At 47.3% G+C, this 25,837-nt stretch carries 14 protein-coding genes; 7 read left to right on the top strand and 7 right to left on the bottom strand.

Translation table 11 applies throughout. From position 1 onward, the window contains the following. Positions 1–21: 21 nt before the first annotated feature. From F3J22_RS28825 to F3J22_RS28845, 5 genes are all read right to left on the bottom strand, one after another. A complete protein-coding gene (locus tag F3J22_RS28825) occupies positions 22–3,132 on the bottom strand; it encodes a TonB-dependent receptor (protein WP_167021433.1) in 3,111 nt (1,036 codons plus the stop codon). Positions 3,133–3,150: 18 nt separating this feature from the next. Next, positions 3,151–4,785 (bottom strand): RagB/SusD family nutrient uptake outer membrane protein, encoded by a 1,635-nt coding sequence (locus F3J22_RS28830; protein WP_167021434.1) that lies wholly within the window; start codon positions 4,783–4,785, stop codon positions 3,151–3,153. A 19-nt stretch (positions 4,786–4,804) separates the two neighbouring features. Next, on the bottom strand, positions 4,805–7,615 hold the full coding sequence (locus F3J22_RS28835) for a SusC/RagA family TonB-linked outer membrane protein (protein ID WP_167021435.1): 2,811 nt from the start codon (positions 7,613–7,615) through the stop codon (positions 4,805–4,807). Between the two features lie 33 nt (positions 7,616–7,648). Further along, positions 7,649–8,452 carry a CHRD domain-containing protein gene (locus F3J22_RS28840; RefSeq protein WP_167021436.1) on the bottom strand — a complete coding sequence of 268 codons (804 nt, stop codon included), beginning with the start codon at positions 8,450–8,452 and terminating at the stop codon, positions 7,649–7,651. A 327-nt stretch (positions 8,453–8,779) separates the two neighbouring features. Then, the gene (locus tag F3J22_RS28845; protein ID WP_167021437.1) at positions 8,780–12,892 is read right to left on the bottom strand and encodes a hybrid sensor histidine kinase/response regulator transcription factor; all 4,113 of its coding nucleotides are present in this window, start codon (positions 12,890–12,892) and stop codon (positions 8,780–8,782) included. Positions 12,893–13,205: 313 nt separating this feature from the next. Here F3J22_RS28845 and F3J22_RS28850 point away from each other — a divergent pair, with 313 nt between their 5' ends. From F3J22_RS28850 to F3J22_RS28880, 7 genes are all read left to right on the top strand, one after another. Continuing rightward, positions 13,206–13,598: a hypothetical protein gene (locus F3J22_RS28850; protein WP_167021438.1), complete on the top strand. Its 393-nt coding sequence runs from the start codon at positions 13,206–13,208 to the stop codon at positions 13,596–13,598. 76 nt (positions 13,599–13,674) lie between these two features. Then, positions 13,675–15,261, top strand: a complete 1,587-nt coding sequence (locus tag F3J22_RS28855; protein ID WP_167021439.1) for a tetratricopeptide repeat protein — start codon at positions 13,675–13,677, stop codon at positions 15,259–15,261. Positions 15,262–15,498: 237 nt separating this feature from the next. Next, on the top strand, positions 15,499–18,258 hold the full coding sequence (locus tag F3J22_RS28860; RefSeq protein WP_167021440.1) for a TonB-dependent receptor: 2,760 nt from the start codon (positions 15,499–15,501) through the stop codon (positions 18,256–18,258). Between the two features lie 21 nt (positions 18,259–18,279). After that, entirely contained in the window at positions 18,280–19,548 is a 1,269-nt protein-coding gene (locus F3J22_RS28865; RefSeq protein WP_167021441.1) for a right-handed parallel beta-helix repeat-containing protein, read from the top strand. 22 nt (positions 19,549–19,570) lie between these two features. Continuing rightward, positions 19,571–20,650, top strand: a complete 1,080-nt coding sequence (locus F3J22_RS28870) for a phytase (RefSeq protein WP_167021442.1) — start codon at positions 19,571–19,573, stop codon at positions 20,648–20,650. 153 nt (positions 20,651–20,803) lie between these two features. Continuing rightward, positions 20,804–21,241 carry a MarR family winged helix-turn-helix transcriptional regulator gene (locus F3J22_RS28875; RefSeq protein WP_167021443.1) on the top strand — a complete coding sequence of 146 codons (438 nt, stop codon included), beginning with the start codon at positions 20,804–20,806 and terminating at the stop codon, positions 21,239–21,241. Positions 21,242–21,274: 33 nt separating this feature from the next. Next, positions 21,275–21,838, top strand: a complete 564-nt coding sequence (locus F3J22_RS28880; RefSeq protein WP_167021444.1) for a cysteine hydrolase family protein — start codon at positions 21,275–21,277, stop codon at positions 21,836–21,838. Positions 21,839–21,892: 54 nt separating this feature from the next. Here the strand turns inward: F3J22_RS28880 and F3J22_RS28885 are convergent, their stop codons facing one another. Together F3J22_RS28885 and F3J22_RS28890 are read right to left on the bottom strand one after the other, a co-directional pair. Then, a complete protein-coding gene (locus F3J22_RS28885) occupies positions 21,893–23,647 on the bottom strand; it encodes an ABC transporter ATP-binding protein (RefSeq protein WP_167021445.1) in 1,755 nt (584 codons plus the stop codon). Positions 23,648–23,955: 308 nt separating this feature from the next. Next, positions 23,956–25,566 carry an arylsulfatase gene (locus F3J22_RS28890; protein WP_167021446.1) on the bottom strand — a complete coding sequence of 537 codons (1,611 nt, stop codon included), beginning with the start codon at positions 25,564–25,566 and terminating at the stop codon, positions 23,956–23,958. Positions 25,567–25,837 lie beyond the last annotated feature (271 nt).

The raw sequence follows: 25,837 nt of genomic DNA on the forward strand, positions 1-25,837 counted from the left end.
ATTTATTTTACTAACAAACGGTTATAATCCTACCTGCACACCAAAGTTCCAGATCTTCTGCTGCGGATACTCACCAATAGAAGAGGAGAGCGCAGACTCAGGATCAATGGCCACTGGCAGACTGTTATATACTAATGCCATGTTATAACCGTTGGCATAAACACGCACACTTTTTACAACTTTATGTTTTAAGAGAGATGCTGGTACTGTATATCCGAGCTCGAATTGTTTCCATCTTACATAATCACCTTTTCTGTACCAGTAGGTAGATGTTTGCGGACTACCTTGTCCATCCGCCAGCGCAGGATAGTTAGCATCTGTTGCCCATGGCGTCCATCTGCCCAGGTTGAAAGGAACGGATTGTCTTTCCGGACGGCTATACGCCAGGCTACCACGTTGAATGTTGATCACATAATCAAAGGAGCCCTGGAATAAAGTGCTGAAGTCAATGCCTTTGTAGGAAAGGCCGAAACTCAATCCAGCCGTATATCTTGGCAGGTTCACGCCCATTGCTATTTTGTCATTATCATCGATAACGCCGTCGCCGTTGAGGTCTGCAAATTTCATCGCACCAGGGAAGAGGTTCTGCATTGGTACGCTGGTAACCAGGTGAGGGCTTTTAAATACATCTTCTGCATCTTTATAAAAACCTATGAATTTATAACCGAAGGTTTGTCCGATAGATTTACCGGTAGATGCCAGCCATGGATATTTAGCGATGGGTTCGTCTTTGTAGAGAATTTTATTTTTAGCAAAACTTACCTGACCGCGTGCGAAGTAATTCAGTTTGTGTGAACGGTTGTTGTATTCCACTTCCAGTTCATAGCCTTTATTGCTTACGCGACCCAGGTTCATTGGCGGCAAACCAATACCAATGGCCTGTGGCACTGTTCCACGGGTAGAGAGAATGTCGTAACGGAGGTTGCTGAAATAGTCAGCCACGATACCCAGTTTACCATTAAACATTTTGATGTCTACACCAATATCAGTTTTCTTTTCTTTCTCCCAGGTTACGTTAAGATTACCCAGATCTCCTTCGATAGTGCCACTGTAGCTTGTACTGTTTTCTCCAAAGTTGTAGCCTTTACCGCTGGTATATACCTGCTCATAAAGGTATTTGTAGGAACCGATCTTATCACTACCCACTGAGCCATAGGAACCGCGGATCTTCAATGCATCTATAAAGTGGATGTTGTCTTTGAAGAAGTTTTCTTCGCTAATATTCCAACCCACGCCGATAGCAGGGAAGAAGCCGTATTTTTTGCTGCTGGCAAAACGATCTGACCCGTTATAACCGGTGTTGAAATCCAGCAGGTATTTGAGTTTGTAGTTATAGCCGATACGACCGGTGATACCGCGGAAGTTAGCCGGGATACCTGCGTCTACTCCCAGGGTGGTGGTATTCCAGCTATTATCTGTATTGGTATTCTGATTTAGTAATAATAATCCGCTGAAGTTGTGATCGCCAAAGCTTCTGCCATAATTCAACGAAGCTTGCAGGTTCAGTTTTCTGGCACTACCGCGATAACCACCATTGGCCGATAAGCGGCCCATACGGTATAGGTTGTTTACGTTAGGCTTGTAAGCCTGCGCTATTTCATCGTAGTAATAGGTCAGGATTTCATTGTTGGCACGTGTCAGACTCCTGTTGAAATTATAATCACTGGCAAGAGAAACCAATACGTTAGCAGCAAGACCTTGGGTGATGAAGTCTAATTTGTGTGTGGCCGATGTTACTACGTTAAAGTTATTTTCATAACTGCGCTGATAGCCGGAGTAAGTCAATACCGCCAGCGGGTTCATTTTGGTGCTGGTGGATGTTGTACCACCCAATGTGCCGTTTTCATTGTATACCGGGTAACCAAAGGAAGATAATTCGCCATTCCAGAGATACTGGAAGGTAGTGCCACCACCATTGAAAGCCTTGTCGTTAGGTTCGTTCGTAGTACCGAACCTACCGGATAAGTCTACACGAATATGCAAATCTTTGGTAGGATCGATATCGATATTGGAACGGAAGTTATACCTGTTGTAGAAATAGTTTCCGTTATAACCTTCGCCGGAGGAGAAGTTTTTATAGATACCACCCTGTGTGAGATAGCCCAGGGAGATAAAATATTTGATAAGATCAGAACCGCCGCTGATGTCGAAGTTAGTCCTGTTTTGCAGGCTATAGTCGCGCATGAGCACATCCCACCAGTTTACATATGGGTGCAGGTAAGGAGAGCTGTTATCTTTGTAATAGTCAAGATTATTACCGGAGAAGTACTGCGGGTATTTTACGGCCGGGTCGCGCATGTTGGTGGTTTCATATTCGCGCAACATTTCCAGCGTGGTATAGCCGCTGTTCATCTTCGGAGGCCGGGTAGGTGTTTGTGCACCTGTTTCATTACGCAGCGTGAGCATAGGTTTGCCGGATTTACCACGACGGGTGGTAATCACCATTACACCGTTTGCACCACGGATACCATACACCGCAGTGGTAGAGGCATCTTTGAGGATAGAGATACTTTCGATCTCGTTAGGGTCCAGCTGATTTACCTGGTCGTAGGTGAATTCAATATCATCTACAATAATCAGCGGATTGTTGGCGGAGTTGTTATCGGTAGTATTATAGGAGCTTACACCGCGAATAGAGAAGGCGGCGCCATCTTTACCGGGCTGGCCGCTACGCTGCTGTGTGAAGAGGCCCGGAACCTTACCTGCCAGGGCGTTCTGCAAACTGGCAGAAGGACTTTGCCTGATCTGTGCCCCGGAGATCGCACTCACGGCACCTGTAACGGTAGGTTTCTTAGGTGTTGCATAGCCAATTACCACCACATCTTCCATCCCTTTCACATCGGGAGAGAGAATGATTTTTCCATTGGCCTGTGCAGCAGGTAATTCTTTTTTAAGATAACCAACATAGGAGAAGATGACGATGCCAGCTTTTCCTTTGAGGGTAAGTGTGTATTTCCCCTGCTCATCTGTGGCTACGCCGTTGGAAGGCATGTCCTTCTCAAAGACAGACACGCCTGGCAGTGGCTGCGCACCTTCCGAAACAACCCCGTTGATGGTACGTTGTTGTGCATAGGCCGGTAGTACTGCAAATGCCAGACAGATATATAATAGATGATATAATATTTTTTTCATGTTGAGCGGTGTTAAAGATTACCAATTTGGATTCTGACGCATGTTGGTGTTAGACAGCAATTCCTTGTAAGGAATAGGATAGAGGTACATGCGGTCGGCCTGGAACTTAGTGGTGGCGGCTTCTACAACCTGGTAGGATAAGGTGCCGTCGGTTGCTTTGGTGATCTGGATACCGTGTAGCGGTTGATTGAGTACTGTTTCAGCAATTTTCCAGCGGCGTATATCCCAGAAGCGATGTTCTTCGAAAGCCAGTTCCACACGGCGTTCGTGGCGGATACGCTGGCGCATCTGGTCTTGTGTCAGGCCTGTTGGTAATGTATAGGGATTTAATTTCGCGCGTTTACGGACAGCCTCTATCGCATCGTATACACCTTTCACCGGGCCATAGGCCTCATTGGCAGCTTCGGCATAGTTGAGCAGTATCTCTGAGTAGCGGAAGATAGGGAAGCAGTGGTCCGTGCTGGTATAGCTGCTGGTCGTTCCTGCTGTGCTGAGGAATTTACGCATGTAGTAACCCGTGCGTGTTTCACCGCTGGTGGCTTTACCGAAGCCTTGCGGGCGGTCTATGCCTCCGTCAAATGTTTCCACATTTCTGCTCAGCCAGCTCATGCCGTTATGGAAAACGGTGAGGTAGAAACGTGGGTCTCTGCCGGTGTAAGGTGCAGCAGGATTGTATCCTGAAGTGGCGTCGCTGATCATTTTGCCATTGGCCATTTCAAATTCGTTCACCAGTTCCTGCGTAGGATTTGTTCTGCCCAAATCCCCGCGTTTGGAGCCTATAGGGCCGTTCTGTATCTCTACGGTATAGCCTTGCCCTGTCATAAATGCCAGGATGGTTTCTGAAGTTTTACGTTTCATGTACGGATCATCGAAGGCGGTAGTAAGGGAATAGGTGCCCAGGTTCATTACGTCCTGCGCTGCGTTGGCAGCGGCTATCCACTTGTCGGTGCTATGGTCAGGGTTGTTCAGTTCACTGGCGGCATAGAGTAACACTCTTGCTTTAAGCGCCATGGCTGCACCTTTGGTTGCTCTTCCGAAATAGGCGGTAGCATAGGAAGCAGGCAGGTATTTAACGGCGGTATCTACTTCGGTGGTGATGTATTTAACGCAGTCGGTATAACTGTTACGGGTAAACGCCAGGTCACTTGTCAGGTCAAAAACTTTGTCTCCCACCAAAGGCACGCCACCCCAGCGTTTGATCAGCTCGAAGTAGCTGATGGCACGGATAAACCTGGCTTCGTTTTTCCATTGGTCTTTCAGCCCGGCTGTTTTCAACGGCACCTGGTCTATTTTGGAAAGGAAGAGGTTCACCTTCTGAATAGCGCCGTAGCACTGGTCCCAGCGGTTATCCGGTAAGTTATAGGGGCTCCAGATACCATTGGAGAAGTAGTTGACAATATCGCTGTTACTACTGGGTAATGCATCGTCTGCACCGGCATCGAGGATATTGCTGTTGATGCGGTTGAATCCATTGGGAAGATCGCTGTATACGTTGTAGAGATATTTCTCTGCATAAACGCCCAGGGAATCCAGTTTATCAAACACAAGATCGTCGTTCACAAATTCCAGCGGCTGTTTTTCCACCACATTTTTCTGACAGGCGCTAATACCTATGCAGGCCAGGACAGGAAGTAATAATGTATATTTTTTCATTGCAGAAGTTCATTAAGGATTACAGGCCTAAAGTGATACCACCATTGATGATACGCTGATTGCTGAATGCGTTGTAATAGGATTCAGGATCGATGTCTTTCACCTTTGAAATGGTGATTAGGTTATAGGCGTTGACAAAGAAGCGCAGCTGGTTGATTTTGCTGTGTGTGAATAACAGTTTTTTGAAATCATATCCTATCTCCACATTTTTCAGTCTTACATAATCTGCGTTGCGTTGCCAGAAAGTAGAGATCTGGTTGTTATTCACATTGCTACCCAGTGTCAGTCTCGGGAAGGAGGCATTGACACTATTGTCCGATGTCCATCTGTCGAGGTGCATAGCCTGTGCATTGTTATTGATATTGCTTCCGAAAGGCATGAGGGTAGCAGGATTGAATGCCACCAGGCGGTTCACATTTCCTTGCACGAGTGCCTTGAAATCGAAGCTTTTCCAGGTAAAGCCACCGCTGATGCCGAAATAGATTTCCGGTTTCTGGTTGGAGATGGCGGTCATGTCCAGTACGTTGATGACGCCGTCGCCGTTGAGGTCTTTATATTTAATATCACCTGCAACCGGCGTATAGCCCTGGTAGTTAGCCGTTTTGCTGATATCGGTTTTGCTGTCGTAGAAGCCGTCTGCTACCAGTCCGAAGAGGGAGCCCACCGCTTTGCCGGTACGGTATTGCCATGGGTAAGGGTAGGCAGGATCGCCACTGCTAAGTACTTTGCTGTAGGCGGCAGCGAAAGTTCCGTTGATATAATATTTAAAATTGCTGTGAGATACAGGCGCCCAGTTGATAGCAGCTTCCACACCGCTGTACCTGTTGCTGCCGATGTTCTCTACCGGGTACGGCTGTCCGAAAATGCCGGTGTTTCTGCTCCTGGTTTGCAGCAGGTCGTACAGTTTGTTGCGGTAATAATCTACAGTAACAGATAATTGATCATGCAGGAAGGCGGCTTCCAGGCCGATATCCATTTTCAGACCTTTCTCCCATGTATAATTAATATTACCTACCTGTTTCTTGGCAATACCGCCTATGCCAGAAGGTGTTTCTCCTACGTTATAGCCGGTGGTATCCACGGTATAGTTAGTCATGTACGGATAGTACCCGTCAGGATCTCCCCAGGCTGTCTGTCCAACGCTGGCGCGTAGTTTCAGTCTGCTGATCAGCTGGCTGTTAAAGAAATTTTCATTGCTGATGACCCAGCCCAGACCTGCAGTTGGTAAAAAAGTATACCTATGACCAGGCTGATAGCGGTTGAGCGCACTTTCTGTCATCGATACTTCTGCGAAATAGGTTTTCTTCCAGTCGTAGGAAGCATTGATGCCGAAGTTGGTGTACACGCGGTTTAGCTGGTAAAAGCTGATGATGTTGTTGTCAACGTTATAGGTAGCGAGTACATTCAGCGTATGTTCGTTCCAGCTACGATCGTAACCGGCCATTAAATTGTAGTAGTTTTGGCGGCCTTGTTGCGCGACAAATGCGGTACCTGCACCAACCACCCCGTTCGTAGCATATTGGATATAGGAGCCTGGAGCAGCGCCGGCACTGGTGTCAGGCGAGAAAGTGGCGTAGCTTTTTGACCGGTCTATATATTCACTGTAGGAGTTGTTCATGGACAACTGACCTTTTACCCACAAACCTTTCACGAGATCATCCAGCTTGTATTGCAAAGCCATATCAGCGGCAATGGTTCGTTGTGTGTTGGGGATATATCCGGTGCTTACCGCGCCGGCATAAGGGTTGAATACATATTCATTGGTACTGGCAAACGAACCATTTTTATTATAGATCGGGAATGCATTAGGAGCGGTTGCTGCGATCTGGGCCATCACCCCTTGTGAGAGTACGCCTGGCTGATTGCGGGTTTCCAGCGATCCGAATACGTTCAGCGACAACTCAATATCCTTGTTGAACTGCACGGCGGCATTGGTGCGGATATTATAGCGTTTATAGTCGTTGTTGGTATTATAGCTGTTGTTGGGAGAGGTAACAAAATTGCCCGACTGGGAGAAATGCTCCAATGAGGCAAAATAGTGATAGTTCTTTGCCGTTCCTGCCAGGTCGATGTTATAGCGTTGTTGCTGCGTTTGTTTCTTCACTATTTCGTCCATCCAGTTTACATCCGGCTGGGTGTATGGATCATTGGTGTGGTTCTTCCAGGCGTTGAGCTGGTCGGCGCTGTAACGCGGCGTAGAACCGGGGGTGGTGTTCTGCTGTGCTTCGTTGTAGAGCGTGGCGTAATCGTAGGAGTTGAGGAATTTCGGACGGTACAGCGGGTCCAGTATACCCTTTTGTGCGCCTACGTTCAGTTCAAAGCTCTTGCGGCCTTTGCTTTTGGTGGTGATGAGCAATACGCCATTGGAAGAGCGCTGACCATACATAGCGGTGGCCAGGGCGTCTTTCAGCAGGGTAACGCTTTCTATGTCGGAGGGGTTGAATCCGGTGAAGTCACGCACTACGCCATCGATTACGATGAGTGGCGTTCTGCCTCTGAGGCCGAGTGTGGCGGCATCTGTGCCAGCTAGTCCGGTAGACTGCGCGGTACCGAGTCCGGCGAGGCGTCCTGCCAGTACGTTGGTGATGTTGGCTACGGGCGTGCTGTTGACATCGTTGCTGTAGATCGTGCCTACAGCGGCTACGGTATTGGCTCTGGTAGAAGTTTTATTCCATCCGTAGGTAGGCTGGGCAAACCAGGTGCTGTCTTTTCGGAGGATGCGTGTGATCTGGCTGCTGTCTTGCGCCATACCGGGAGTGGCCGCAGCTGCTGCGGTGATAACGGTGAGGCACCAACGTAGCAGTTGCTTCTTTTTATATATATGCTTCATTATAAATAGGTTTTGGAACAGGAATGCATTTCATTAACGGAGGGTGCCACGCACCAGGCCATTGGGGTACAGGGTAGAGTGAACGTCCACGTATAAAGGGTCCTGTTGCAGTGCGCGCAGCGGCTCCCCGGTGATGGACATGTTCAGCTGCACGCCATAGTCTGCCGGCTTGGAGGCCATCTTCAGCAATGTTGCGCCTGCGCTGGTGTGTATATGCGTTTCCGTTAGTGCATCGCCTGCAGGAAGGTTTTTGACATCGATTGCATAAAAACCGATATTATCTTCCGTAATGCGGATAGAGAAATTTGCGGTGGCGCTGTTGTTAGCCGCAGGAACTACCTGTGCAGCGGTCATCGCCACATCCTTGGAGAAAATGATTTTCTTGTCGAGCTGACCTCTTACCAGTCCGTCCGGTGCAGTTTTGGACTTAATGACCATATAGCCGGATGTTTTGAGCAGACTATCTACCATGGTTTTAGGCATGTCGATGTTGCCGCTCATTTTGGAACCGGTGAAAGTGCCGGTCAGTGAAAGGAGGGTAGTACTGTTGTTTTGTACAGGCCCGCCAACGCGGATGTCTACTCCTTCCGGTACAATTCCTGCGGGGAGGGAATCGAAATAGATGTCATAATAAAGATGGTAGTCGTCGCGGAGGTACAGCAGTGCATAGGCACTGGCTCCATTACCAGGTGTGGCCGGAACGACATTCGTTCCTTTTAGCTGAACATTCCAGAATTTCAGCACAAACTGGTCCGATTTAGGATCTTTTTTACAGCCTACCATCGTGCATGCCGCTAATAGCAGCATGCCGAAAATGAATACGGAATTCAGGCGCATGTTTTTGAATAGTTTAAAATAGTAAGGCAATAGCATGTCCCTTAGTTACCATGATCGTGTAACTAACTGCAGCTTTTCATCGTTCACCAGGAATTATCAAATGTTGATCTCTCTGTTACTTCATGTTTGGTTGATACTTTTTCCTACGAATTAAAGTCGGTTTGCGAGCATTTTATTTGTTGTCTCTGTGCCTGTAAAAATAGGCTCTTCATAGTTTCTCCTACAGGTCATATCCTGCATTTCTACCCGTATTTTGTTTCATTTTATACCCGGTAAAATCATCTTTCTATATATAATTAGATAAAAATATAATGTTTATGTCGATGATTATGTATTAGATGGTTGATTGTTCTTGCCATATTCGCTGGGTAACTGGTTAAATTCCTTTTTAAACCATTTACGGAAATAATCCACGTCAGAAAACCCGGTCATGTAAGCCACTTCGTTTACATTATACTGTTGTGAGCCGAGTAAACGGGCAGCCTGCCGTAAGCGGATACTACGGATAAACTCGATGGTGGTTTGGTTGGTAAGTGCTTTTAATTTCCGGTAAAGGGTGATGCGGCTCATGCTCACCGCTGCGGCCAGGTCTTCCACATTGAGGGTAGGCTCTGCCATATTTTCTTCTATATAGGCGATAACGGTTTTCAGGAAGATATCATCGGGGCCGGTGACCGGAATCTGTTCGGGTGCCATGGCGGCCATGCGGCTATACCGCTCCCGCAGCAATTTCCGGGAATCCAGCAGGTTCTGTACCCTGGCGGTCAGCAGGGAAATGCTGAAAGGCTTCGTGATATAATCATCTGCTCCGGTTTCATAACCCTCCCGGATAAACGAAACGGTAGACCTGGCGGATAATAATATAATAGGTATATGGCTGGTACGGTTGTCGTTCTTCAGCTGATGACAAAGCTCTACGCCATTCATGCCCGGCATCATCACATCGCTGATGATAATGTCCGGCAGGTGACTGGTGGCCAGCTCCAGCCCGGCAATGCCGTCCGCAGCCAGGTGAAGGGTATAACTCCCCCGGAACATATCCGCCAGGTAATGGAGCACATCTTTATTGTCTTCTACGATCAGCATCACCGGGCCATCCCCTTCGGCGCTGCCTTGCTGCGGCGTGCTGTCTTCCCCTTCCGCAGGAGCCTGCAAGCGGAGATTGGTTGTTATCTGTACCATTTCTTCCGGCATAAGATGCTGGTTACTAACGGGAATGCGTATATTAAAAGTAGTGAACCCTGGCTGTTCAGGGGTTGCCTCCCGGCTATCTAACCCGATGCTGCCATGGTGCAGTGTCACCAAACCTTTCACAAAGGCCAGCCCGATGCCGGTACCGCCCATCTGCAGGTTATGGAAGTCGTAATGGTTGAACTGCCCGAAGATCTTTTCAAAATGTGAAGCCGGAATGCCTATTCCGGTATCCGTTACCGTTAGTTTGCACATCGGGCCTTCATAGCCGATCTTTACGGTAACAGCGCCGCCGGCGGGTGTAAACTTCAATGCGTTGGATAGCAGGTTAAACAGGATCTTCTCGAATTTATCTTTATCAAACCATACCGGCATCCGTTCTTCGCTGGTTTCCAGCTTCAGCTGGATATTCCGCCTGGTGGCCAGGTTCTCGAATGCGGCGGTCATCTCTCTGCAAAATGCTACCATATCTGCCTGCTCTGCCTGTAAAGGCATGCCGCCTTCTTCCAGCCGCCTGAAATCGAGGAGCTGGTCCATGAGCCGCATCAGCCGCTCGCCATTCTGACGGATCAGCAGCAGCTGCTGCCTTTCATCTCCATCTGCCTCCGGATTTTGCAGCAATTTCTCTACCGGCGCCATAATTAATGTCAGCGGCGTTTTGATGTCGTGGGAGATATTGGTGAAGAAGTCCATTTTATTTTTGGTCAGCTCCCGTTCTTTCTCGCGGATAACATGCTGCTTCATAATTTCATCGCGCAGCAGGGTGGTGCGGAGGTTATAGTAATAGTACCAGAGCAGCAGCCCGCTGATAATCAGGCCGTAGGAGAGATAAGCATACCAGGTTTTCCAGAAGGGCGGGAGCACGCGTATACGCAGACAGGTAGGAGAGGTACTCCAGACGCCGTCGTTGTTGGCGGCCTTCACTTTAAAGGTGTAATTGCCAGGGTCCAGGTTGGTGAAGGTGGCGGAGGTCTGGTGGCCTACATAATGCCACTTGTTATCGCCATGGAGGCCCTCCATCATATAGGCGAACTGGTTAGACTCCGAACTGATGTAATTCAGGGCCGCAAAATGTAAGGTGAAATAGGCCTGGTCGTGGTTCAGGGTGATTTTGCTGGTATAGGTCACGGATTCTTTCAGTGGTGAATTTTCCGCGCCTACATCTACGGGTATGTTTTTAATTAACATACCCGTCAGCGTTACTTTCGGTGGTACGGTGTTGTTGGACATGGTACGCGGACTAAACCGCATGATGCCATTGATGCCGCCAAACAGGATGTCGCCATTGGCTGTTTTTACAGCGGGGTTCAGGTATTCCGTCGCCCCCGGCCAGTAGCCGATACCGAAATTGGTGACTTTGAGCAGGCCCGGACCTGCGGCCGGGAGGGAGTCCTGGCTGATCTTCATGATGTTATCCTGCCCGCTGACCCAGAGATTCCCGCCGTTATCTTCCACTATCCCGCGGATAATGACATCCGATAAACGCGCTTCTGTATCCGGCATCCGCAAATGGTTCAGGGCCAGATCCATATACATAAGACCGTTGTTATGTGTGCCCACCCATATGGTGCCGTTGCTGTCTTCCTGTATGCAGTGAACATTACTTGTAACGTTGAAAGGGTTCAGCAGGCTGTTGAGCGGCTGAATGAATTTGTCCTGGTTCCTGGGGAGGTAACAAAGTCCTTCGATGGTACCTACCCACAGATTCCCTTTACTGTCCTGCTTCAGGCAGTTGACATCACCATTGATCAGGCTATGCGGGTCATTTTTCTGGTGACAATAATAGGTGACATGTAGATTTTTATCAAGATGGTATACCCCGGATTCGGCGCCCAGCCACCAGCCGTTGTCGCTGCGTTCCATGGCGAATATGGCATGAATCCTTTTGCCTTCCGGGTCCCGGGGCGTTTTCAGGGGCACCCGCGTAAACGTAGCACTGGATATATCAAAAATATATAATCCTTCCAGGCTCCCTACCAGCAGGTGATTATCATCTTTTATCAGTAAAGATTTGATGATATCCTTGTTTACATTTTCGGTAGGAGAAGGTATATGGTAATATTTAAACGTATTATTTTGGGGGTCGTAGTAGTTGATACCTGCGCTGGTCGCTATCCACAGGGCATGTTTTTTATCTTCCTCAATGGCCATGGCGATGCGGCTGTTCATGCCGGTACCATCTTTCATCAGCGAAGAGATATAACTCATATCATTGCCGGGATGTACCTGGCTGATGCCGCCCCAGTAGGTCCCGATCCAAACGGTGCCGGCCTGGTCCTGTATGATGGAGCATACTGAGTTATAGCTCAGTGAAGAAGGATCATATTTATCATTGGTATAATGTGCGATCACTTTCCTGTTGCGGATAATGTACAATCCTTTACGGGTGCCTACCCAGGCGTCGTCGCGGATAAACCGTACGGCTTTTACCATTTCGTTGGCAATGGCATTTTCGCCGCCGCCAGCATGGAAATGCAGGCATTCACCGCTATGGTTGTCGTATACCAGCAGCCCGCTGCCTTGTGTGCCTATCCATATTTCCTGTTCATGCCGGGTGATGGTGTGGATGTTGGATTGGCCATAGGCCTCCTGTTGGGTGATAGCTTCCGGCACTGGCAGCAGTTTTCCGGTGGCTGGCTGGTATTTGAGCAGAAAAGGACCGTAGCCGATCCAGAGGTTGCCATCGGCATCTTCGGCGAGGCCGCGTATCGTGGTATTGTAGGAGTCCTGCGGTAAAGGAATGCGGTTCAGCTGCTCATGCACGGGGTCATATTGATAGAACCTGCTTTTAGCACCTACCCATATACGTTTTTTTGAATCTTTAAAAATTGCTGATACGTCCTGTACATTTATTTCCCCGGAGGCTACACGAAATGTTTCCTTTCTGGTATCATATATATTCAGACCGTTAGCAGTGCCAATGAGAATATTACCGTTGTTGTCTTCGGTCAGACTATAAATAAAATTACTGCTGATACTGTTGGCGCCGGATTTATTATATCTGAAGATTTTTAATTCATCGTCACTATATCGGCACAGGCCATTTTCGGTGCCTATCCATATAAATCCTTTACTGTCCTGCAATATACAGTGGACGGTGCTTTGCGGAAGCCCTTGTGCAAGGCCTATCCGGGTAAAATGTACGGGATTATCCTGTGCATACAGCATTCCACAGGAAAATAGCGGGAGCAACAGCCACAGCAAGGCCCGGAAGGGATTGTTCACCATTCTGAATTTCTCTACACACATTGTAGCTACAATAATTGGTTGACACGTTTCGCGTAATATCAAGGTAGGTTGGATAATCGATATAAATAGCTTTATGGCAAGATATTATCAGTATTGGTTAAAATATTAATCCCGCTGTTATTTGATGGGTAGATGAACAATATATATTCATCGATTAAATTTTTATTAATGAGATAAAATCGCAGTAAAGTGGCGTCGATTTTGATATTGATTAATTAAGGATTTCTTAAGCTACAGAAACAGCGTTTTGAAATTATTTGCACGTATCTTTGCGCGCCCCATTACAACAATTCTAAACCCGAACTATCGAAAAATGGAACCATCAATCACTTTTTTACTGATTGACCCTAATGAGGATCATCGTTTACAATATTATTATGCACTGGATTTATCCGGAAAATCAAAGGCATGTATCTGTCAGCCGGATATGAATGCAGCTTTGAGTTACCTGGAGTCTCATCCTGGTTTCCGCCCGGATTATATTTTTCAGAATACCGCGGCTACTTACCTGGACAGCATGGCGTTTAATACCGCGCTGCAACTGCTGGATGGTCTGAAACATACGACCGTATTACATCAGCATTATAATATTGCCACTGCACGTAATCACAGTTTTCCGCTGATGCCACAGGTATACCTGCTGAAAGAGCAGCTGCTGGCCATGTTTGAAGCGAATGCTGCGGTGCTCGAACTGCAATACCACTAGCCGGTAATGATTTGATAACATACAGGTAACAGTAAAAATATTTCTTTGTGGAATGTTTTACCGATTTAAGTGTTGCATGTATCGTTATTGTAAGTTGTTCCTGGTAACACTGTTGTGTTGTATTTGTGGGGCCGGTCAGAAAATTGCTGCTCAATATAAACCCGATCCTGCCGTTGCTGCGGCCATAGCGCTCAGTCGTCAGTATCCTGATTCCGCATTCGAAAAGTTACGCGTTCTTCAGAGTGGGGCCATTAACAATAAGGATGATCTCCGTACAGGCGTTTGCCTGATGGAGATGGGAAAAATATGTGTAGACCAGGGATATTACCCCAAAGCCCTCGAGTACTATCAGCAGGCCCAGTCTATGCTGGAAGCCGCCGGCGCTATCACGCTGGAAGCGGATAACCTCAACGCGATGGGCGTATTATATTATCATAATATCAATAAGCCCGCTGCGGCACAGGTACACCAGCGTGCATTACAGCTCTATCGCAAAGCCGCTGATACTGCCGGCATCGCCGCTACCTATGGCCATATCGGTCACCTCTTTGAAAAAGCACAGCAACCCGACAGCGCCTTCTACTATAACCGCCTGGCACTCCGTGCCTATGAAAGCATCCGCGATCATAAAGGCATCGCCGGCATATACGAAAACCTGGGAAGTATTTATGAAGACCAGGAAAAGTACGACTCCGCACTCGTATTCTTTAATAAGGCCCTCGCGGTTTATGAGTCCGACAACGACCGGATAGGCAGTATAGAAGTGGTAAATAATATAGGTGACATCTACCGTAAAACCAACCGCCTCATACAAAGTATGCAGTTCAGCCGCCAGGCACTCGCCATGGCAAGGGCTACCAACAATAACTACCAGATCGGCGCCGCCTGCAAGGATATTGCCCTGAACTTCAAACTGCTCGGACAGCACGACAGCGCCTTCGTATACATGGAACAAAGCCGCAAATCCCTGCTGAGCATCTATTCCGAGCAGAACAACCGCCAGATGAGCTTCCTGCGCATCATCTATGATATCAATAAAAAAAATGATGAGATCCTGCGACTGGAAAACAGTCACCGTATCAATATCGTCATCTATTCGGCCCTGGCTGCAGTGGTGCTGTTGCTGGTGGTCGTAAGTCTGCTGATCATCTCCCGCCAGAAATTAAAAATACGCGAGCAAAAGGCTATTTCCGATAAAAACGAACAGGTACAGGAAGCCCAGAAAGACCAGCTGGAGCTCAACAGCAAAAAACTGGCTTCCCATACTTTGCAGGTCATCCAACGTAATCAGTTCATGGATGAATTAAAAGATAGTATCTCCACTATTGTAAAAGATGACAAACGGGATAATAAAAAACAACTGCAGCAGATCCTCCTGAAAATAGAACAGAACCAACACCACGAAAAACAATGGGACGAGTTCAACAGTATTTTCGGACAGGTACACCAGTCATTCTTCGATAAACTCAACGCACTCTCCAACGACCTGACGAGTAACGATATCAAATTGGTTGCCCTCCATAAAATGAATATCAATTCAAAAGATATGGCCACCATCCTGGGCATCTCGCAAGACAGTTTACGTGTTGCCCGCTACCGGGTACGCAAAAAACTAAACCTCCCGGAAGGAGATACCTTAAACACGTTTGCACAGAATTTATAGGACTTAACATTCCGGTAATATTGGCTTAACGTAATGGTAATGGTTATTCGTGTAACGGTTAAATTACTGAAAATCAATCATTTATTTGTTGTTTGTTCACGCTGATAACGCTTTGTTTACGGCCTTGTTAACGGTGATAACGATTTGCTTACGCCTGTTTCTTGAAAAATTTTGCGGCCGATTTCACATTTGCGTCGTGGTTGGGAAACACCCCTGACCAGGCAAAAACAAACTACGATGAAGTCATTGCTACAAATTTTCCTTTGCCTCTTTCTGAGTATCTCCGCAGCATTTGCCGGAGGTATTAAAGGGCATATCTATGATCAGAAAACTGGTGAGCCACTTCCCGGCGTAACCATTTTACTGCAGCCATCCAAACAGGTGGCACTGAGCGGACTGGATGGTTCCTTTACTTTTAAGGATGCACCTGTAGGTCATTATACGCTGGTGATTTCCCACCTTACCTTTAAATCGCTCAGTAAAGAAATAACAGTAGTAGAGAAAGATAATCCCCAGGTCAACATTTACCTGAGTGAAAAAAGCAGCAAAAACCTGAACGAAGTAGTGGTGGCTGCCAGCGGCAAAGGCTCCTCAGAGAATAACGCCCGCAAACTGGAACAGAAAGCGCCTATCGTCATGAACGCTGTTTCCGGTGCTGCCATCGAAGTATCACCAGATCTCACTGTTGCCAACGTTATCCAACGTGTTTCCGGCGTATCCATAGAACGCAGCAGCAACGGGGAAGGACAATATGCCATCCTCCGTGGTATGGACAAACGCTACAACTATACGCTGATCAACGGCGTGAAAATCCCCAGCCCGGATAATAAATACCGCTACGTGCCTTTAGACCTTTTCCCGGCTGATCTGCTGGAAAGGCTCGAAATCTATAAATCCCTGACACCTAACATGGAAGGCGACGCCGTAGGCGGTGCCGTAAACATGGTGATGAAAGACGCTACCCCGGGCTTACAGCTGAACGTCAACCTGGGCGCCGGCTACAGCCAGGGTGTACTCGATAAAGGCTACCTGGGCTTCTCCCCGGATAAAGCAAATGGGCTCTCTCCCTACGAAATCCATGGTAAAGACTATAACGCTACGCCGGCAGATTTCAATAAAGGTACCCTGGACTATAAAGCGAAGAACTTCACCCCTAACACGGTGGCAGGTCTGACACTGGGACAACGTTTCTTCAACAACAAACTGGGTGTATTGCTCGCAGGTAGCTTCCAGAATACCTTCCGCACCACTACCAGCACTTTCTACGGCCATAGCGTAGATAGTACCGATCGCTACGCCGTAGTAACGAGCATGAATAAACGCCAGTATTACGAACAGCAGCAACGTACCGGTTTACACGGAAAAATAGATTATGTTATTAACGAGAATAACAAAATCTCTTTCTACAACGCCTACATGCACCTGAAAAACCTGCAGACACGCGACGGTATCATCACCAGCTTCAGCAGCGACTATAAACCAGAACAGGGCAGTGCAAAGCTGACGTATGAAACCCGTACCCGTCGTATCGATCAGCAGATCTACAACGGTACCCTGCATGGTGATCATAAACTGATCCCTGAAAGATTAAAACTGCAATGGTCTGCAGTGGTGTCCTCAGCAAAAAATGATGCACCCGATAATACCCTTATCGATCTGTATGGTGTACGTACCAACAACGTAGATACCCGCACCAATGTAGACAGAGCGTCCCGCCGTTGGGAAAGAAATACCGACAACGACCTCGCCGGTTACCTGGACCTGACCTATTCTGCCAGGATTGGTGGTAGCAAGGCAGATTTCAGTGCAGGTGGTTTATATCGTGATAAACAACGCAGCAGCTTCTATAATAACTATAGTCTGCGCCCAAGCAATACCCAGGCGCTGTATGGTAAAGACTTCAACAGCTATACAGACATTATCTGGGACGTACAGAACCCGACAGGTGCCGTAGGAAATGCATTGACCTATGATGCTTCTGAGAAAATCGCTGCCGGCTACGGTATGGCGAAATTCAAGTTCGCTGACCTGGAAGTAATCGGTGGTGTACGCGTAGAACATACCAACCAGGGTTATAAAATGTATTTCCCGCAAGGAGAACCTAAGCCGGTGAATAACCAGGAATATACTGATGTATTGCCTTCCCTGAACCTGAAATATGAGCTGGCGCACCATCAGCAGCTGCGTGCAAGCTACTTCCGTTCTATCAACCGTCCTGGATTCTTTGAGATTGTGCCAGGCAAAATTGTACAGGAAGATTATACCGAACGTGGTTATGCCGACCTGAAACACGCCGTGGCAGATAACTTTGACCTGCGTTATGAACTGTTCCCTAAAGCTGGCGATCAGTTCCTCGTAGGGGTTTTCTACAAAACAATTGCTAACCCTATCGAATATACGCTGCAACCTGATGCTACCCGCCCTATGGATGTTTACTATATGCCAGGTAACTTCGGTACAGCACATAACTACGGACTGGAAGCGGATTTCATCCACTTCTTCAGCAAACTCGGTGTGAAAGCAAACTATACTTATACCCACTCTGCCATCACTACCCTGAAAACAAAAAGAATCCGTGACGACAAAGGCAACCAGGTGCCTGTCCAGGTAGAACAAACCAGACCACTGTTTGGCCAGTCTGAACACATTGCTAACCTTTCCATGCTGTACAAAGACATGAAGAAAGGCTGGGAACTGCAGCTGGCAGGTGCTTACACCGGTCCGCGTATCAACACCGTTTCACAATTCGTAGATAATGACCTGTGGCAGAAAGGATTTATACAGATGGACTTCTCTGTAGAAAAACACTTCCTGAAACACTGGACTGTTTACGGTAAAGCGAATAACCTGCTCAATACACCTTCAACTATTTTCATCAAAGGTCATAACGTAAGAAACGACAACATGCCTGGTCAGTCAGCAACATCTAATGAAACGCTGATCCGCAAAGAGTATTACGGTCAGACTTACCTGCTGGGTGTACGTTATAAATTATAATCTTCTTTAAAAATATTGGATATGAATATTAAACAGATTTTCCGACTGGTACTTCTGCTTGCCATGGTGGCCACCGGATGTAAGAAAGCAAATATTTACGTAGATACAACCCCTTCAACAGGTGGTGCAGAAGGACTGAAAGGTGATGTATATGGTATCTGGGCAAAAGGAAGTGTACAGCGTGTGGTTGGCGATATCATTGTGCCTGCCGGTAAAACACTGGTGATTGAAGAAGGTGTAACCGTGATCATGGATACACTGGCAAAACCTGAGTTCATCGTAAACGGTAACCTGTATTCCATGGGTACTGCAGAAAATCCTGTGAAGATCACCATCGAAGAAGGTTACAGAACTGCTGCCAAAAAATTCGGTAAGCAATGGGGGGGGATCCTCGCTTCTCCAACCTGTGCGGAGTTACTGCTGGATAACACCATCCTGGAATATGGCGGCAGTACCACAACAGATGCCTCTTCCTCTGTGAAAATGGGACTGTACAAGGCTATCAGCGGTGAAAACCTGCCTGCACTCTGGTTTAGCAACATCAATGGTAAACTGGTGGTGACCAACAGCATCTTCCGTAATTTCCAGGAAGATTGTACTTATATCGAAGGTGGTAAAATTCTCTTCTCTAATAATAAATTCTATACCACAGGCTTAACCGGTGGTGAAGGGGTAAACATCAAATCCGGTTGTATTGCGGATGTGGCCAATAACCTGTTCTATTCCAACAACACCAATGCCATGAAGTTGTCTAACTCCGGCGACCGTGCTGTGCAAGCACATGTGATCGCGTATAACAATACGATGATCAATACCGGCTGGAGAAGGCCTACAGTAAAGGGTGGCAGCATCTGGCTGGAAGCAACCGTATATGCAGAAGTTTACAACAACCTGTTTGCAAATACGCGCTTCGGTATCAAGCATGATACAAAGAAAACGGAAGACTCCCGTTCTGTAATCAGCAATAACATGTACTATGGCTATGATCAGACAACAGTTACACAGTTCCAGCTTAGCACAGATGTGATTGGCGGTAAAAATGAAATCAGAGGTACAAAGGCCGGTGAAAACGATCCGAAATTCGTGAACTACCCGGTAGAGACACCTACTGCCAATTATGATTTCAATACTGCCTGGGATTTCCGCGTAGCTACAGGTTCTCCTGCTATCGGTGGTGGTACGGCTGCTTTCAGCCCGAACTTCACCGCTGGCCTGGTAATGAACGGTAACACCTATACGTCGCCGGTTCCTTCTACAACAATTGGTGCTTTTGGTGCCGCTGGTAAATAACTTTTAATTTTTATTTAGAGAGATGATCAACACGAATAATAAACTTACCTGGATATCCTGCGGAATATCGCTGCTGTTAGGCGTTGCAGGATGTGCAACTGCTGCAAATACTGATACTGCAAAAGTGATCAAACCAGTCATCATATCGGAGCCTGTTAAAATTGATTCCGACGATCCTGCTATCTGGATCAATCCGAACGATCCGGCAAAGAGCCTGATTGTTGGTACGGATAAAGCAGAAGATGGCGCCTTATATGTATACGATCTGAAAGGAAAAATACAGGGCGACCTGGTACGCCGTGGTATTAAACGTCCCAACAACGTGGATATCGCCTATGGCCTCGTGCTGAACGGAAAACCTACCGATTACTGCGTAGCCACGGAGCGTATCACGCATAAACTGCGTTTCTTTTCCCTGCCGGATATGAAGCCACTGGATAATGGCGGAATTCCTGTGTTTGAAGGTGAAGATGAAAGCAAACAATTCCGTGATCTGATGGGCATTGCAGTATATACCGCCCCTGATGGAAAACAATATGCTGTTGTGGGCAGAAAGAGCGGCCCTACTACAGGCGGCTACCTCTGGCAGTACCTCCTCCAGGACGACGGACAAGGTAATATCAAAGCAACGCTGGTACGCAAGTTTGGCAAGTATAGCGGTAAGAAGGAAATAGAAGCAATCGCCGTAGATAATGAGCTGGGATATATTTATTATTCAGATGAGCAGGTGGGTGTAAGACAGTATTATGCAGATCCTGCCAAAGGTGATGAAGAACTGGCCCTCTTTGCTAAAACCGGTTTTAAAGAAGACCATGAAGGGATCTCTATCTTCAAAACTGCGCCTGGTAAAGGTTATATACTGGTGTCTGATCAGGGTGCCAACCAGTTCCAGATTTTCAGAAGAGAAGGAACGGCAGACAAGCCTTATCAGCATGAGCTGGTGAAAGTGGTGAAAGTGGCTGCAAGTCACAGTGATGGTTCTGAGGTGGTGAATATGCCGCTGGACAGCACCTTCAAACACGGCCTGTTTGTGGTGATGAGCGATGATAAAACTTTCCATTACTATCGCTGGGAAGATATCGCAGGCGAAGATTTAAAATAGCTGTATGTATAAACAAGAACTCCCTGGCAGTACAATGTTATTGCCGGGGAGTTCGTTTTTTATACCGTTCTGTACGTCTAAAATAGTCTGCGTAAAATTTTGTTGTCAGAAAATAGTAAAGTAACTTTACAAAGTTAACGAGATATATACGATATGGTTACCAAAAAAGACCAGGAAATAGCTATGGGAATCCGTCAGCTGGTTTCTGTACTAAGAAAGCGTTTACGCAAGCAGATCAGCAACCCGGAAGACCTTTCTATGGCAGAGCTGAACGTACTGAGTATGCTCATGACCCGGAAAGAACTATTGCCTTCAGAACTGGGCAGCCAGCTGAAAATTTCTTCGCAGTTTATGTCGCAGGTGCTGAAACGCCTCCAGGAACTGGATTATATCTCGCGTAAAACAGCTGCAGAAGACAAAAGAAAATCGCTGATTTCCATTACCAGGACGGGCCAGCAAATGGTGGAACAAACCCGCAAGGAAAGGGATGAGTGGCTGGCAAAAAAAATAGCCACCCTTTATTCCGCACAGGAGAAAGAAACGATTAAATCAGCATTGTCGCTGCTGACAGCGCTGGAAGACGAGCAATAAGCAATATCATTATCTTTTTAAAATATCTGGTACATGGCAAACAAGGCATTACTTATTATGGACGTACAGCGCCGTATTACGGAGATGATTCCGGGTGGCGGGCCAGCACTGTTGCAAAATATTAAACATGCGCAGGAAGCGGCGAGAGCAGCCGGAATCCCGGTTATTTTCGTGAAGATTGGCTTCCGCGAAGGTTATCCTGAAATCAGTCCGGCAAACGTAAGCTTCAGCGGTATAAAGGCGCAGGGCTGGTTTGGCCCCGACGATGAAATGGGCGCCGTACACCCTGACGTAGCGCCATTACCTGGCGAACTCGTCATTGATAAAAAGCGCGTGAGCGCATTTGCCGGCAACGATCTGCAAATGATCCTGGCCAGCAAAGGAATTACAGAGCTGGTGCTGTCAGGTATCGCTACCAGCGGCATCGTACTGAGTACCGTACGCCAGGCTTTCGACCTGGACTTTAAATTAACAGTATTAGCTGACTGCTGTGTAGACAGAAGTGAAGAAGTACATAATATCCTGGTAGGCAAAATTTTCCCTAACCAGGCAACGGTTCAAACCGCAGCGGAATGGGCCGCCAGTTTAAAGGCTTAATTCCACTATTGATAAACTATGATCGGAAAGAGACGTCTTCGCGCGTCTCTTTTTTTATTCGCTGACCAGCCGTCTTTCTCCTACCTGCTGCCGCCACATGGCATAATATAATCCTTTCTGGTCCAGCAATTCCGCATGTGATCCTGTTTCTACAATCTTTCCTTTTTCAAGTACATGAATGGAGTCTGCATGCATAATCGTAGAAAGCCGGTGTGCGATCAATATGGTCATTTGCTCCCTGGTGTCAGAAATCTCCCTGATGGTACGGGTGATATCTTCTTCTGTGAGGGAATCGAGGGCAGAGGTAGCCTCATCGAATATCAGCAGTCGTGGCTGACGTAGCAGTGCACGGGCAATGGATATACGTTGTTTTTCACCGCCGGAAAGTTTCATGCCATTTTCGCCCAGCATGGTATAGATACCTTTGTCTGTTTTGGCGATAAGTGCAGCAGCAGAGGCTTTGCGCAAAGCGTCCATGATATCTGCATCTGTGGCGGAAGGTTTTACGAAGAGCATATTATCGCGGATAGTGCCTGCATAGAGCTGGGTATCCTGTGTTACAAAGCCTATTTGCCGCCGTAACGGATTATAGCGTATATCCGTGCTGTATACATCGTTGAAGTAGATGTTGCCGCTAACAGGAGTGTATAATCCTACGAGCAGCTTTACCAGTGTTGATTTACCGGAACCGGAAGGACCTACGAAGGCAATGGTTTGTCCGGTATGGATATCGAAGGAAATGCCGTCAATGGCGTTGTAACCGGCGGTCTTGTGCCTGAATATCACATCTTCAAAACGTAAACTTTCCAGCGCGCCAATTTCAACAGGGTTCTCCGGACGCCTTTCCACCGGCTTTTTCATCAGCTTATCAAAATTCCGGATGCTGGCATCTACTTCCCTGTACTGAAGTATCATGTTGCCAAGGTCCTGCAGGGGCACGAAGATGGCGGTACTCATAAACTGCATGGCTATCAGCTCGCCGGTGCTCAACACTTTACGGAATATCAGCCATAGCAGGATGAACAGGATAGACTGTTTCAGCAGGTTGAGCGCCGTGCCTTGCAAAAACGACAGGATGCTTACCCTACTGGCTTTATACATTTCCAGGTCATAGATTTTCCGTGTTTGTTCGTTGAGGCGGCGTATCTCCGGAAAGGTAAGTCCAAGACTTTTCACCAGTTCAATATTGCGCAGACTCTCCGTGATAACCCCTGCCTGTGCGTCGGTTTGCCTGTTGATGCTGCGTTGTACGGTTTTTATCTTCCTGGATAATAACCCGGTTATAGAACCTAACACCAGTACACCAATAAGAAAAACCGGTATCAGCAACCAGTTTTTATTGATGCTGTACCATAGCAGAAACCCTGTTCCTACCAGGGAAGAGAATAATACGTTGATAAAGGAATTTGTAAATCTTTCGGCGTCTGTTTTTACTTTTTGTAAGATGCTGAGTGTGGTACCGCTTCTGTTTTCTTCAAATTCCTGGAAGGAGAGCCGGAGTGTTTGTTTGAGTCCATCGTTAAATATTTGCATGCCAAAAGCGGCTACTGTTTTCCTGGTGAGATACTCCTGTAATGATTTGAAAAATTTTGCCACCAATGCCACTACTATGGCTATCCCCAGCCAGTACAGCACGCTGTTCACCAATTCCTTTTCGCTGAGTCCCGTAGGATTGGAAGCATAATTGTCAACGATCTTACCGAAGATGAGTGGGTCAACGAGGTTTAACAATTGTGCCACGCCTGCCAGCAGCAGGGAGATAAAGACCAGCTTACGATGCGGTTTCAGGTATTTCCATAGCGTCTTCATTGCTATAAGTTACTGAATTTCCGCGAGTTTTGGTTCTCGCAAAGCGGTATAATAGGCAAAGCACGCGAGGGAAGGCCTTCGGCCTTCTGGTTCCGCTTCGCGGGGTCGCAAAGCAGCATAAGCAGCAGAGCAGCAAAGGATTGTGTTCTGTTGTTTTTTTAATGCCTATGTTTGCAAAACAACAAAGCATAAATCTTACAACAAAATGTAGGTCTTATGCTGCTTTGCTGCTTTGCGAGAAAAGAAAAAAGGCCGAAGGCCTTCCCTTGCGTGCTTTGCCTTCTATGCACCTTTGCGAACAACAAAAATTATTTCTCAAACAAAGCCGGCTGCTTCAGCTCCGCATAATTCACTACACCGGTACGCTTTGCCCATTCAAAATAGGCGGCGCTGAGTTCATTCACCACCTGCGGATTTTTTGCTGCCAGGTCGTTGGTTTCGCCTCTGTCCTGTTCCAGGTCATAGAGCTCCCAGCGATAGGAAGGAAACGTGGACACCAGTTTCCATTTACCTTTCCTGACGGCGCGGTTGCCGGCACGTTCCCAGAAGATAGGAGCAGCCCTGTTCAGTGGCTGATCTTTGAATAACAATCCTGTCAGACTCTCTCCAGGTAAGCTGTTGGTGTGTACGCCGTTGTACTGCTCCGGATATTTTACGCCGGCAATTTCATAAAAGGTAGGGGCAATGTCTATCAGGTGGGCGCCACCTGCGGCGATGCCGCCAGCTTTGATATGACCCGGAAACCAGGCAATAAACGGAGAGCTGATACCACCTTCGTACATGAAGTTTTTAAACGCACGGAAAGGCGTGTTGGAAACAAAAGACCAGTTTTTTCCCTGCGATTCAAAAGAGCCGGAAGTGCCTACAGGGCCGAGGTTTCTGGCGGCCTTTTTACCGCCATGTGCCACATCTTCTGCTGGTGCTCCATTGTCGGATATGAAGATGATGAGCGTATTATCATCTTTTTTTAATTCTTTTAATTTGGCCAGCACTTTTCCCACATTTTGGTCCATGCGGTCTACCATGGCGGCATAGACTTCCATCTTTTTCTTCCAGAGTTGCTGCTCGTCCCAGGTCAGACTATTCCAGTCGGGAACGTCGGTGTCGCGGGTGGCAATGGTTTGGCCGGCTGGCAATAGCCCCAGTTGCTGCTGGCGAAGTATTCTTTGTTTTTGTAATGAGTCCCAACCAATATCATAGCGGCCTTTGTATTTGTTGATGTCTTCCGGCAAGGCCTGTAATGGCCAGTGTGGCGCATTGAACGCCAGGTACAGGAAGAAGGGCTTGTTGCTGTTGCGGGTTGTTTCCAGGTATTTGATGGCGTGGCCGGCAATTTCATCTGTAAAATAATAGCTGTCGTCAGGTGGGTGCAGGCGTTTGTTATTCTCTTCAATGATCACCGGGTAAGACCTGCCGCCCAATGGGAGATAGTTGGCATTATAATAATTGGCGGCTCCACCGATTAAACCAAAGTATTGATCAAAGCCGCGTTGATTGGGCCAGGCAGTGCTATCGTTGCCAACGTGCCATTTTCCTGCCATCAGTGTTGTATAGCCGCCGTTCCTGAGCACTTCGGCCAGTGTCAGCGATTCCTTGTTCAGGTAGCCCTGGTAGGCCGGCAGTCCCAGGTTGATATCAAAGTAGCCAACACCTGCCTTGTGCTGGTATTGCCCGGTGAGCAGTGATGCCCGTGTAGGCGCACAGATGGAGTTATTATAGAATTCCCGGAGTCTTAACCCTTCGCTGGCAAGCTTGTCGAGGTTAGGGGTATGTATCTCAGAGCCATAGGCACCAAGGTCCGCGTATCCCATATCATCTACGAGGATGAGCACAATATTAGGTTTTTTGTTTTGGGCAGATACATACAGCGACCCGAAAACCAGACTGCATACAGCCATTGCAGTTATAATACGTTTCATATTTTTTTGTTTGGATGAATAGTGCAGATAGTATCGGGGAAACTCCCTTAAAGGGGGTATCCCGACAAATAAAAAGTTAGCAGTATTGAAGTATGTTATAACTCGTAACAGTATACGAAACAGCACCTTGTTTCGCCGCAAATGAGTGCCCCGGAGACGATATGCATCTGTATTTTTTTGAAATGATTAAATGATTGGCAGGTATGCGCCTGTATCCTGCTACATTTTATCGGGTGGTGCTAAAAATGGGGCAGGGGATGGTACAGCGCTT

The sequence above is a fragment of the Chitinophaga sp. Cy-1792 genome, assembly GCF_011752935.1.
Taxonomy (GTDB): Bacteria; Bacteroidota; Bacteroidia; order Chitinophagales; family Chitinophagaceae; genus Chitinophaga.